The 12,613-nt window shown below is 69.6% G+C and carries 10 protein-coding genes and 2 pseudogenes; 10 read left to right on the forward strand and 2 right to left on the reverse strand.

The genetic code is table 11. The annotated features are described in order from the left end of the window. Positions 1-161: 161 nt before the first annotated feature. From SGFS_RS43905 to SGFS_RS43920, 4 genes and pseudogenes are all read left to right on the forward strand, one after another. Complete coding sequence (locus tag SGFS_RS43905) at positions 162-1,064, forward strand: S1 family peptidase (protein WP_286258006.1); 903 nt, start codon at positions 162-164, stop codon at positions 1,062-1,064. 219 nt (positions 1,065-1,283) lie between these two features. Further along, positions 1,284-1,893 (forward strand): annotated as a pseudogene (locus SGFS_RS43910) (SPFH domain-containing protein); the annotation flags it as partial. A gap of 263 nt (positions 1,894-2,156) precedes the next feature. Beyond that, positions 2,157-5,612, forward strand: coding sequence for a DNA polymerase III subunit alpha (locus tag SGFS_RS43915; protein WP_286258008.1), 3,456 nt, complete (start codon positions 2,157-2,159; stop codon positions 5,610-5,612). Next, positions 5,609-6,589: a DNA polymerase Y family protein gene (locus SGFS_RS43920; protein WP_286258009.1), complete on the forward strand. Its 981-nt coding sequence runs from the start codon at positions 5,609-5,611 to the stop codon at positions 6,587-6,589. The genes SGFS_RS43915 and SGFS_RS43920 overlap by 4 nt, the downstream gene beginning before the upstream one ends. A 114-nt stretch (positions 6,590-6,703) precedes the next feature. On the opposite strand, the gene SGFS_RS43925 is transcribed toward SGFS_RS43920, so the two are convergent. Beyond that, positions 6,704-7,036 carry a hypothetical protein gene (locus SGFS_RS43925; protein ID WP_286258010.1) on the reverse strand — a complete coding sequence of 111 codons (333 nt, stop codon included), beginning with the start codon at positions 7,034-7,036 and terminating at the stop codon, positions 6,704-6,706. A 149-nt stretch (positions 7,037-7,185) separates the two neighbouring features. Here SGFS_RS43925 and SGFS_RS43930 point away from each other — a divergent pair. The 6 genes and pseudogenes from SGFS_RS43930 to SGFS_RS43955 all read left to right on the forward strand — a co-directional run. Beyond that, a pseudogene (locus tag SGFS_RS43930) lies at positions 7,186-7,436 on the forward strand (oxidoreductase); the annotation flags it as partial. Between the two features lie 213 nt (positions 7,437-7,649). After that, positions 7,650-8,351 (forward strand): SDR family oxidoreductase, encoded by a 702-nt coding sequence (locus SGFS_RS43935; RefSeq protein ID WP_286258011.1) that lies wholly within the window; start codon positions 7,650-7,652, stop codon positions 8,349-8,351. Between the two features lie 209 nt (positions 8,352-8,560). Next, positions 8,561-8,719: a hypothetical protein gene (locus SGFS_RS43940; protein WP_286258013.1), complete on the forward strand. Its 159-nt coding sequence runs from the start codon at positions 8,561-8,563 to the stop codon at positions 8,717-8,719. A 275-nt stretch (positions 8,720-8,994) separates the two neighbouring features. After that, positions 8,995-10,119: a 4Fe-4S binding protein gene (locus SGFS_RS43945; protein ID WP_286258014.1), complete on the forward strand. Its 1,125-nt coding sequence runs from the start codon at positions 8,995-8,997 to the stop codon at positions 10,117-10,119. Beyond that, on the forward strand, positions 10,116-11,414 hold the full coding sequence (locus SGFS_RS43950) for an SNG1 family protein (RefSeq protein WP_286258016.1): 1,299 nt from the start codon (positions 10,116-10,118) through the stop codon (positions 11,412-11,414). The genes SGFS_RS43945 and SGFS_RS43950 overlap by 4 nt, the downstream gene beginning before the upstream one ends. A gap of 189 nt (positions 11,415-11,603) precedes the next feature. After that, positions 11,604-12,173: a TetR/AcrR family transcriptional regulator gene (locus tag SGFS_RS43955; RefSeq protein WP_286258017.1), complete on the forward strand. Its 570-nt coding sequence runs from the start codon at positions 11,604-11,606 to the stop codon at positions 12,171-12,173. 25 nt (positions 12,174-12,198) lie between these two features. Here the strand turns inward: SGFS_RS43955 and SGFS_RS43960 are convergent, their stop codons facing one another. Beyond that, positions 12,199-12,534 (reverse strand): hypothetical protein, encoded by a 336-nt coding sequence (locus tag SGFS_RS43960; protein ID WP_350284053.1) that lies wholly within the window; start codon positions 12,532-12,534, stop codon positions 12,199-12,201. Positions 12,535-12,613 lie beyond the last annotated feature (79 nt).

Consider the following 12,613-nt stretch of genomic DNA (forward strand, 5'->3'; position numbering starts at 1 on the left):
CTTGCGTGGGTCCGCCGTGCGACCGAATACTTCCGGGCAGTGCCTTGTCAGGGGCACGGCGTGTCCGGAATGCGGACCGATGCCCGTTTGCCCCCGACTCGCGCCTCACGGGCCCCGACCCCCACGCGGGCCCCCGACTTCCCTTTAGGAGGGAACGAACAGTGAGGATCAAGCGCACCACCCCCCGCAGTGGCATAGCGAGACGGACCCGGCTGATCGCCGTCACCGCCGGCCTCGCGGCCGCGGCCGCCGTCACTGTCCCCACCGCGAACGCGGCCGATGTACAGACCTTCAGCACGGCCCAGCTCAAGAGCGCCAGCGCCTCGGTGCTCAAGGCCGACGTCCCCGGCACCGCCTGGGCGATCGACCCGAAGACCGACAAGCTCGTCGTCACGATCGACAGCACCGTCTCCAGGGCGGAGCTCGCCGAGATCAAGCAGGCGGCGGGCAGCAATGCCGGCGCCCTGACGATCAAGCGGACGCCGGGCAAGTTCAATAAGTTGATCAAGGGCGGCGACGCGATCTATGCGAGTAGCTGGCGCTGCTCCCTCGGATTCAATGTGCGCAGTGGCAACACGTACTACTTCGTGACCGCCGGTCACTGCACCGACGGCGCGGGCACCTGGTACTCCAACTCCGGCCGCACCACGGTCCTCGGTTCGACCTCCGGGTCGAGCTTCCCGACCAACGACTACGGCCTCGTGACGTACACCAACTCGTCGGTCACCAAGTCCGGTACGGCGGGCAGCGTGGACATCACGAGCGCGGCCACCCCGAGCGTCGGCACCAACGTCATCCGCACCGGCTCCACCACCGGTACCCACACCGGCCGGGTGACCGCGCTCAACGCGACCGTCAACTACGGTGGCGGCGACATCGTCTACGGCATGATCCAGACCACGGTCTGCGCCGAGCCCGGCGACTCCGGCGGTCCGCTGTACGGCAGCAACGGTGTCGCGTACGGTCTCACCTCCGGCGGCAGCGGCAACTGCACCTCCGGCGGCACGACCTTCTTCCAGCCGGTCACCGAGGCCCTGAGCGCGTACGGCGTCAGCGTCTTCTAGACCGGACGGTGACCTGACCGGAGCCGGCGCTCTCCCCCCGGCACCCGTCTCCGGCCGCGACAGGTGAGCCCCCGCACGTATCGGCGTGCGGGGGCTCGCTCTCGTTCGGGCGGCGGGGTTACCGGCGGAAGCCGAGATGCGTGCCCTCGCGCGCCCGGATCCGTGCGCCGCGTACGGCCGACTCCTTCTCGTACGCCCACTTCGGACCCTGGGGCCGTGATGGTCGAGGAGCTGGTGATCGCGGGGGTGTCCCTCGCGGGGGTGTCCCTCGCGTCGGTCGGCGCGGTGTACGTGATGTCGGCGGCGCGGGTGGTGAAGCAGTACGAGCGGGGGGTGGTTTTCCGGCTCGGCAGGCTGCGGCCGGAGGTGCGGGGGCCCGGGTTCACGATGATCGTGCCGTTCGTCGACCGGCTCCAGAGGTCAACATGCAGATCGTCACGATGCCGGTGCCCACGCAGGAGGGCATCACCGGGACGACGTGACGGTACGCGTGGACGCCGTCGTCTACTTCAGGGTGACCGCGGCGGCGGAGGCCATCGTGCGGGTCGAGGGCTACCGGTTCGCCGTCTCGTAGATGGCGCAGACCTCGCTCCGCTCGATCATCGGCAAGAGCGAGCTGGACGACCTGCTCTCCGACCGGGAGAAGCTCAACCAGGGGCTGGAGCTGATGATCGACAGTCCCGCCGTGGAGTGGGGCGTCACCATCGACCGGGTCGAGATCAAGGACGTCTCGCTGCCGGAGGCGATGAAGCGGTCCATGGCCCGGCAGGCGGAGGCCGACCGGGAGCGCCGGGCGCGGGTCATCAACGCCGACGCCGATCTGCGGGCCGTTACTCGTCCGCCCGTCTCGAGTCGCTGAATCACCGCGGTGCGGGGTGGCGCCGTGAAGGCGGTTTTCTTCCAACTGCTCCGCCCCGCTGGAGGACTGACGGGGTGGTGGCTGTTTCAGGCACTGCCCACCTTCCCAAGAATCGCTGATGTGTTCGAATATAGTCGCTGACCGGCGACGATGGAGGCTAGAGTAATCGAACGAGCGTACGATGGAGATATCGGGCTTATGGTCGAAAAGGGGTGGAGTGATGGAGGTGCGGCATGGCGGGCTTCGCCCATCTGCACGTCGCGTCCGGTTACTCCGTCCGCTACGGCGCGTCTCATCCCGAGCAGCTCGTCCGGCGGGCGGCCGAGCGGGGTATGACGGCGCTCGCGCTCACCGACCGGGACACGGTCACCGGGGCCGTGCGGTTCGCGCAGGCATGTGCGAAGGACGGGATCCGGCCGCTCTTCGGTGTTGATCTGGCGGTCGAGGCCCTCGCGCCTCCGCCGCCCGCCCAACGCCGCCGCACCCCGGCGCGCGGCGGCGCCCACGTGGTCGAGCCGCCGCTGCGGTTCACGCTGCTCGCACAGGACCGGGCCGGATGGGCTCGGCTGTGCCGGATCACCTCGGCCGCGCATGTCGGTACGGCGTCCGGCGCGGCGCCGGTGGTGGTGCCGTGGGAGGCGCTGCGCGAGTACGGCGGCCCCGGCCTGATGGTGCTGCTCGGACCGCTCTCGGAGCCGGCGCGGGCGCTGTCGGTGGGCCGGGAGGACGTCGCGATGAAGCTGCTGGCGCCCTGGAGGGAGATCTTCGGTAGGGAGGTCCGACTGGAAGCCGTTGCGCAGAAACGTTTCGGCGTTGGTCCGGGATCCCTGCGCCTGGCTGCCCGCACCCTCGCGCTGGCCGACCGCACCCGCACCACCGCCGTGCTCTCCAACGCCGTCCGCTACGCCGACCCCGACCAGCACCGCCTCGCCGACGTCCTGGACGCCGCACGGCTGCTCAGGCCGATCGACCGACGTCACCTGGACAGCGGACGCCGCTGGCTCAAGGACGAGCGAGGAATGGAGACCGTCGCGCGAATGATCGCCGAATGCGCCGGAGGAGACATCCGTCGGACCCGCCGTCTGATGGCGGACACCGCCGCCACGGCGGCCGCCTGCACCGTCGACCCGGTGGTGGACCTCGGGCTCGGCGCCCGGCACTTCCCGGAACCATCGCTCTTCGGTGCCGAGCCCCGAGCGGGCGGAGCCGCACAGCTGCTGCGCCGGCAGTGCGAGGCGGGCATGGTCCGACGCGGCCTCGACCGCGACCGAACGGCGCTCGAACGGTTGGCCGAAGAGCTCAAGGTGATTTCCGCGCTGGACTACGACTCGTACTTCCTCGCCGTCGGCCAGGTCGTGGCCGACATCCGGGCCAAGGGCATCCGGGTCGCGGCCCGCGGCTCGGGCGCCGGCTCGATGGTCTGCCACGCGCTGGGCATCGCCACCGCCAACCCGCTCGACCACCGCCTGCTGTTCGAACGCTTCCTCAGCGTGCGCCGGGCCTCGCTGCCCGACATCGACATCGACGTGGAGTCCGCCCGACGCCTGGAGTGCTACGACACGATCTTCGAACGGTTCGGCAAGGAACGCGTGGCGGTCACCGCCATGCCCGAGACCTACCGGGCCCGCCGGGCCCTACGGGACACCGGTCTCGCCCTCGGCATCGCGCCCGCCGACGTCGACCGGATCGCCAAGAGCTTCCCGCACCTGAGGGCTTCCGACATCAGGGGGGCGCTCGCCGAGCTGCCCGAACTGCGGCAGCTGGCCGCCGAGGCGCACCGGTACGGACCGCTGTGGGAGCTCGCCGAGGGCCTCGACTCGCTGGTCCACGGCATGGCCATGCACCCCTGCGGAGTGGTCATCAGCGACGCGACCCTCCTGGACCGGCTGCCGGTACAGCCCACCCCGCAGGGCGACTACCCCATGGCCATGGCGGCGAAGGAGGAGATCGAGGCGCTGGGCAACATCAAACTCGACGTCCTGGGCGTACGGATGCAGTCCGCGATGGCCCACGCAGTCGCCGAGATCGAACGGACCACCGGCAGCCGCATCGACCTGGACGACCCCGAGCAGGTGCCGCTCGACGACGTCTTCGCCTTCAAGCTCATCCAGGAGAGCCAGACCCTGGGTCTCTTCCAGCTGGAGTCGCCCGGTCAGCAGGACCTGTTGTCCCGGTTGCAGCCACGCGATCCTCAGGACGTCATCGCCGACATCAGTCTCTTCCGCCCCGGTCCGGTCGCCGGGGGCATGCCCGAGCGGTACATCGCCGCACGTCATGGCGGCACTCCGTCGTACGCCCATCCAGACCTTGAGCCGGTACTCGCCGACACCTACGGCGTGACCATCTGGCACGAGCAGATCATCGAGACCTTCGCCGTGATGACCGGCTGCGACCGCGCACTGGCGGAGATCGCCCGAAGGGAACTCGGCGACAAGAGCCGACTGCCGAGGATCAAGGACTGGTTCCACCGCCAAGCACAGGCCCGTGGCTACAGCGCGGCCGTGCGGGACGAGGTCTGGAAGACCGTCGAGGCCTTCGGCGCCTACGGCTTCTGCCGCGCCCACGCGGTCGCCTTCGCCGTACCGGCCCTGCAGAGCGCCTGGCTCAAGGCGCACTACCCGGCGTTCCTGCTGGCCGGCCTGCTCGAACACGACCCCGGTATGTGGCCCAAGCGCGTGCTGGTCTCCGACGCCCGTCGGCGTGGCGTGCCGTTCCTGTCCGTCGACGTCAATCGCTCCAAGGCGAAGCACACGGTCGAGAAGGCCGACGGGGAGCAGTGGGGGGTGCGGCTCGCGCTGTCCGCGGTGCACGGCATCAGCGAGGAGGAGTGCGCGCGGACCGAGGAGGGGCAGCCGTACGGATCGCTGTCGGACTTCTGGCAGCGGGCCCACCCCAGCCGCCCTGTCGCCGAACGCCTCGCCGAGATCGGCGCCCTGGACTGTCTGCACGACAGCCGGCTCACCCGACGTGATCTGCTGCTCCAGATCGCAGAGTTGCATCGGCAGTCCCGCACCCGGTCCGCGCACGAGGGTCAACTACCCATCGAAGCAGGCGTAGTTGGCGGCACGGAGCCCAGCGGGCTGCCGGAGATGACCGGACGCGAGGCCCTGAGCGCCGAGTTGAGCACCCTCGGCATCGACGTCTCCAAGCACCTGATGGAACACCACCACCGGCTGCTGCGTGAGATCGGCGCGACCGACGCGGCGCATCTGTCCGAGATGCGCGCGGGCCAGCAGGTTCTCGTGGCGGGTGTACGGGCCTCCACCCAGACCCCGCCGATCGCCAGCGGCAAGCGCATCATCTTCGTCACCCTGGAGGACGGGTCCGGCCTGGTCGACCTGGCCTTCTTCGAGGACTCCCACCCGGCCTGCGCGCACACCGTCTTCCACAGCGGGCTGCTGCTGGTGCGCGGCACGGTCCAGGTGCGCGGCACCCGCCGTACCGTCGTCGGCACCATGGCCTGGGACCTCGACGAGATCGCCGCCGCCCGCCGCGACCACGGTCCGGAGGCCGCTCTCGCCCTCCTCGGCGAGACCCGCCCGCACCCGACCCCCGCCCAGCCGCACCGCACCCTGATCAACGGCACTACCGGCGCGCGCCTGCACCCCTATGCAGACCTCCAGCCCGCCGGCACCCGCTCCGCCGACCTGAAGAAGTTCGGCCACCGCAGCCCGGGGAGCGCAGGATGACCACACGCCAGCGGCACATCGCCCACCTCCACCTGCACGCAGCACTGACCGAGGATCAGTACACCGACGTCATCGAACTGATGTCCGGTGTCACGCCCCATGTCCAGGCCATCCCGCCCAATGCCGTCCAGCTCGATCTGACGTCGGCGCTCCGGTACTTCGATCTGTCCCCCTATGACGTCGTTCAGTTGGCGAAGATCCGTCTGAAGGCGCTGTACGGCATCGACAGCAGCGCCGGGCTCGCCGGCAACCGCATGCTGGCGGCCATGGCGGCCGACGCGTCCCCACCAGGAGACACCACCTGGGTCCCCGCCGGGCAGGCGGCCGACTGGCTGTATCCGCGGCCGGTCACCGCACTGCCCGGGATCGGCCGCACCACAGCGGAGACGCTCAGCAGGTATGGGCTACACACCATCGGCCAGATCGTCGACCTGCCCGCCGGAACCCTCCAGCGACTGCTCGGCGCAGGTCCCGCCCGGCTGCTGGCCGAGCGCGCCCGAGGGCACGACCTCCGTCCGGTCACCCCGTCGGAACCGGCGGCGCATCTGGTCGCCGACCTGGTGCTGGAGCGGGACTGCCTCGACCCGGCGCAGCAGCACCGAGCAGTCCTGGGACTTGCCGACCAGATCGGCCAACGCCTGCGCGGTGAACGCCAGATCACCGGTCGGCTCACCCTCACCGTGCGGTACGCCGACGGCAGCTCGACTACGCGCACGCGTGCCTTGTCGGAGCCCACTGACCACTCATCCGCGCTCGTGACAGCTGCCTTGGGTCTGCTGAACGCCCTCGGGCTGCAGCGGGCGAGAGTACGCGCCTTCGTGATCCGCGCCGACGCCCTGCTGCCGGCTGATAGCGCCTACCGCCAGCTCTCCCTGGATCCCGGTGACGATCGCGCCCGCGCAGCCGAAGCCGCCGCCGACCGAGCCCGCCGACGCTTTGGGTCCGAGGCCATTCGTCCAGCGACTCTGGCCAACTAACTGCTCCGTGCTCCGCCAGGCGTTCGAAGTCGTTGTGCCTCGGACTGAACCCGGCGTACAGCCTGACTCGTCTGCCGCTCTCTATTTCCGCAGTTCGGAAGCCATGTTTACCGACTAAACAAACCATCGGGGTCGAATCCGTGAACGGGTGTTGTCGCGGTTCATCCGCACCGCGAGCGAGATCAGGCTGCGCGCGCCCGGCAGCGCGGCCAGCGCGTGCCCTCGTTCGCCGGCCAGGTCGAGGTGGTCCAGGCTCGCGGCCGTCGCGTCGTCCGCTCCTGAAGCGAGGCACAACTCGCGCAGCCAGGCGGCATCGATCGTCGGTGGCGGGCTCGCGGCCACGTCCGCCGCCCTTCGCGTCGGCACGGCACGTACCGACGGTTGCCCGCCGAGTTTGGCCGGCAACCTCGGCTGACTTGATCGCCGCCTGACGGGTCGCTCGCTCATCCCGTCACCTTCCTCGTGGGGTCGATTTACCAACCCGCTATGCGAGTTGGCCGTGCGTGCGGGCAAGGGGGACTCCGGTGGGTCTGTCGGGACTCGCGTGGAGCGCCAGGCCTCGGGGGCTCGTATCGATAAAACCGATCGGTTTACAGTGGGAGCGGACCAACCGGCGGACCGATTCGTGCGGTGGTGACCTCCCGTCCCGGGTCCGCTTCGCCTCCGAGGTCGTCGAGGCCGTCCGGGCAGCCGTCGCGCCCGACTTCCCTGTCTTTCTTTCTTCCGGCTGTCGCAGTGGAAGTCGGGGCAGTGCGAGGCCCGCCTCGCCGACACCCCGGCAGAGCTGGAGGCGATCCTTGCGCCGCTGGCCGACGCCGGTGTCGATGTCTTCCACGCGTCCACTCGTTCGACCCCGAGTGGGCCCGCAAGGCGCTGGCCGGACGCCCCGGGGACGCCGAGCCCTACCACGCGGGACTCCTCAAGACCCTCTCCGCTGACCTCGCTCTTCGGAGAGCTGCCGCATGTGGCAGCCGGACTTGCCCGACGCCGGGGACTTGCACGAGAAAACCGATCGGTTTACAGTCTGGGAAACTGATCGGTTTCGTTGTTGGAGGAAGTCATGACAGCAATCAGCGGCGCCAACGTCTTCGTCACCGGAGGCGGCCGGGGCATCGGCAAGGCGATGGTCGAGGAGCTGTACGCGCGCGGCGCCGCCAAGGTGTACGCCACGGCCCGTGACCCGCGCGCGGTGGCGCACTCCGATGCCGTTCCGCTGGCGCTCGAGGTCACCGACCCGGCATCCGTGGCAGCCGCCGCCGAGCAGGCCCAGGACGTCACCATCCTGATCAACAACGCCGGCGCCTCGGTCGGCGCTTCGTACCTTGATTCCCCGATGGACGACGTGCGCAGGGACCTCGAGACCAACTTCTACGGGCCGCTGCTGGTCACCCGGGCTTTCGCCCCGATCATCGAGCGCAACGGCGGGGGCCACATCCTCAACGCGCACTCCGCCCTGTCCTGGCTGGCCGACGGTACGCCCTACAGCGCCTCCAAAGCCGCCTTCTGGTCGCAGACCAACTCCCTGCGTCTGCAGCTGCAGCCGCGTGGCATCACGGTGACCGGGCTCCACATGGCGTACGTGGACACGGACATGACGGCGGGCCTCGACGCACCCAAGGCCAAGCCCCGTGACATCGCCGTGGCCGCGCTCGACGGCATCGAGGCGGGGGCGCACGAGGTGCTGGCCGACGACACCACGCGCTGGGTCAAGTCGCAGCTGTCCGCCGACCTGGAAGCCCTGTACGCGCAGCTGAAGAAGTAGCACGGGCCCGGGGATTCCGAGGAGGTCCCTGTGGACAGCTGGTTGCAGGAGTCTCCCGCCGAGGCCGACGGCGCTCCTCGACTCCTGTCCCTGCGTCGAGGCTCAGCGCCCCGCTCATCGACCGGCTCTGGCGGGAATGGTCACCCGGCTACGAGCTGCCGGACGCGGAGCGTGCCGCGCTCAAGGAAACCCTCCGCGCTCCAGGAGTCGTGACCGAAACCCTGGGCTACTACCGCCAGTTGTTCTCGCCTCCCGCGGACAAGGCGACCCAAGAGCTGGAAGAGCGGGCAAGCGGCGCCATCACCGTCCCGTCGCTCTATCTGTATGGGGCCGACGACAACTGCATGTCCGTGGGCCCGGGGAGTTGAGCGACGGTATGGACGCCGTCTTCAAGAACGGCTTCGAACGCATCGTCGTACGCGATGTCGGGTCCGTGAGCAGAGTGATGGTCCAGATGCTGCTTGCGCAGGGCCACCCAGTGCGCGCGTTCGTGCGACGGGACGACGAGCGCGCGCACGCCCTCCGCCAGGCAGGTGCCCATAGCTCGGACTTGCATGCGAAAACCGATCAGTTTACGGTGGTGAAACTGTTCGGTTTCTCGCCGTGGTGGCGAGCCTCGTCCCCGCATCTCCAGGAGCATCGGATGGCTGCCGCGCGCGACGCCGAGGGGCAATCGACTCATCCCAGGGTTCCGGCGAAGCTGGCGGCCCACCCGTCGGTGCAGGCCGTGCTCGCCCGGCGCAGGGCCGGAGATGTCACGAGCCCGCCGGCGGTGATCGACGCGGCCTGGCTGCGCGAGCTGTGCCTGGCGGCCGGGGCGGACGACGTCGCCGCGGTCAGCCTGGACCACCCGGACCTGGCCGGCGAGCGTGAGCACGCGCAGTCCGCGCTGCCCGGCACCCGCACCCTGATCGCGATGGCGGTCCGGATGAACCGCGACAACTGCCGCTCTCCGGCCCGCAGCGTGGCCAACCAGGAGTTCCATCAGACCGACGAGCAGGCCAACCACGCCGCCCGCAGCGTCACCCAGGCGCTCCAGGACGCCGGCTACCGCGCCCTCAACCCGTCGGTCGGCTTCCCCCAGGAGATGGACCGCTTCCCCAGTGAGCGGATCTGGGTGGTGGCGCACAAGACGGTCGCGGTGGCCGCCGGGCTCGGCGTGATGGGCCTGCACCGCAATGTCATCCATCCGAAGTTCGGCAGCTTCGTCCTGCTCGTGACCGTCCTGGTGGACGCGGAGGTGAGCGAGTATGGGCAGGCGCTGGACTACAACCCCTGCATCGACTGCAAGTTGTGCGTCGCCGCCTGCCCGGTCGGCGCCATCGCCAAGGACGGCGCCTTCGACGCGCTGGCCTGCACCACGCACAACTACCGAGAGTTCATGAGCGGGTTCACCGACTGGGCGCAGACGGTGGCCGACAGCGAGGACGCGGCCGACTACCGCTCCCGCGTCACCGATTCCGAGAGCGCCTCCATGTGGCAGAGCCTGAGCTCTCCGCCCGGCTACAAGTCCGGCTACTGCCTTGCCGTCTGCCCCGCCGGCGAGGACGTCCTGGGCCCGTACCTGGACGACCGCAAAACGTTCATGGACACCGTGCTGCGACCGCTCCAGGACAAGAAGGAAACCCTGTACGTCCTGCCGGGCTCCCATGCGCAGGAGTACGCCCGGCGCCGCTTCCCCCACAAGCCCGTCAAGGAAGTGACCGGCGGCTGGCAGCCCCCGGCGAAACGCTCCGCGTCCACCGACCGAGAGACACGTACGTCATGAGTGGCATTCACCCCTTCCGCGTCCTGCGTGCCAAGCCTCTGTGGATCGCGAACGGCGTCATCACGGGCGTACTCGCGCTGCTGTTCGCCGTCCTCTATGTCGGTGCCAACATCGATCCGGCCGGGCATATGAAGAACCTGCCCGTCGGGCTGGTCAACGCCGACAAGGGGGCCGTCGTCGGCGGCAAGCAGGTCAACCTTGGGGCGCAGATCACCGAGTCGATCAGGAACTCGACCGCGAGCGGAGACAAGATCGACTGGAAGGTGATGGACGAGAAGGAGATGAAGGAGGAGCTCGGCAAGGGCAAGCTGTTCGGCGCGCTCGTCGTCCCCGCCGACTTCACCTCCTCCGCCACCGCACTGACCGGCACCGCGACCACCGGGACCCCGGTGCGCCCGACACTGACGGTGCTGACCAACCAGTCCGCCGGCAGCCTGGGTTCTGGTCTGGCCCGGACGGCGACTACCCAAGCGGCCGAGAACGCCTCGCTCCAGGTGGGCAAGGAGCTGACCGGCCAGATCGGGACCGCGCAGGCGAAGCTGCCCGCAGCGGCACGCGTCCTGCTGGCCGACCCGGCCGCCGTCACGGTCGAGGACGGCCACCCCCTCGACTCACACAGCGGCCTGGGCCTGACGGCGTTCTACTACGCACTCACCCTCGTGGTCGTCGGCATGCTCTCCGCCAACGTCATCAGCGGCCAGGTGGACCACGCCCTCGGCTACACCCACAACGACATGGGCCCGCTGCGCCTGCACCGCCCGCTGATCCGGGCGACCCGGGTCCAGACCCTCGCCGTCAGCAGCACCCTCATGACCGGCCTGTCCCTGCTGATGGGCACCCTGGTCATGGCCGGCGCGGTCGGCATCATGGGCATGGACGCCTCCCGTCTGCCGCTGCTGTGGCTGTACTCGGTGTGCGCCATCGCCGTCACCGGGATCGGCGCGCTCACCCTCCTCGCCGTGTTCGGCACGCCCGGCATGCTGGTGGTCACGCTGGTCTTCATCGGGATGGCGGTTCCCACGGCCGGTGCCACCACCCCCATCGAGGCGCTGCCCGGCTTCTACCGCTTCCTCGCGGAGTTCGAGCCGCTGCGACAGATCACCGGCGGCATCCGCTCGATCCTCTACTACGACGCCCAGGGTGACGCGGGTCTGACGCGGGGTTGGGTCATGATGGCGGCCGGACTCGTGGCGGCCGCACTGTTCGGCTTCGGCGTGCTGGGGTGGTACGACCGCAAGGGACTGCACCGCATCCCGGCGGAGACGAAGCCCGAGAAGACCGCCGTCCCGGCGTGACGGCAGGTCACCCGAGACGGGCCATTACTCGGAATGGCCCCGGTGTGTGTCGCCCTGCCGGGGGCGACAGGCGAGCGCACCATCATGGCTCGGCGACGGTCTTTCCCCCAGGCCGGCGCCGAGCCTCTGCCCGGAGCCCCTGAAAACCGATCGGTTTTCTTTTCGCCCGCTTCGGGTTAACCTCGTGGTATGACCACCGAAGTGAAGCTGAGCCCCAGGGAGCGGTTGCTGGAGGCGGCGGCCACGCTCACCTACCGAGACGGCGTCAGCATCGGCGTCGAGGCGCTGTGCAAGGCGGCTGGCGTGTCGAAACGCTCCATGTACCAGCTGTTCGAGAGCAAGGACGAACTCCTGGCAGTAAGCCTGAAGGAGCGCGCCTCCGCCCACGTGGCGGCTCTCCTGCCCGCGGCCGACGATGGCCGGTCGCCCCGCGAGCGGATCCTGCACGTCTTCGAGCAGGTGGAATCGCAGGCAGGGGCGCCCGAGTTCCGGGGCTGCCGGTACCTGGCCGTGCAGATCGAACTCAAGGATCAGAGTCATCCCGCGAGCCGGGTCGCCCATCAGGTCAAGGCGAATCTGACCGTCTTCTTCCGTGCCGAGGCCGAGCAGGGCGGGGCGGGCGATCCCGATCTGCTGGCCCGACAGCTCAGCCTGGTCTTCGACGGCGCCAGCGCCCGCGCGGGAATCCAGGCCGACAACCTGACCGGGCTCATCGCACCCACGGTGACCACCTTGCTCGACGCGGCAGGCGTACGCTGACGCATCGCCCGTCCAGAAAACTCCCTCACCTCCCGGTGCTCGCGGGAAGCCCGATGGCCGTAGGCGTGTTGCCGAGCATGCCGCACGCGAAGAAGCTTGCGGTCTCGTCGGCATCGGCGCCCAGCGACAGGTGCACGGTTGCCCGGATCCTCATCCAGCCGACCCGGACGACCTCACCGATCAGGTCATCGCCCTCCGCCTCGGCGGCCGCCACGGCGGCATATCCCTGCAGCTGCATCAGGAGCGTTTCGGGGCGCGTCGAGATCAGCTGCGCGTCAGCGTTCGTCATGGCCTGAAGAGCCCGCTCGCCGCCCTCCACCCCGTCGGCAGCCCTCTCGAAAGCCGGGCGGGTGTCCTCCATGCTCCGCACCAGAGCGGCGACGAAGATCGCCTTCTTGTCCGGGAAGAGCCGGAAGAGATACGGCTGCGTGACGCCGACT

This window comes from Streptomyces graminofaciens (genome assembly GCF_030294945.1).
GTDB lineage: Bacteria > Actinomycetota > Actinomycetes > Streptomycetales > Streptomycetaceae > Streptomyces > Streptomyces graminofaciens.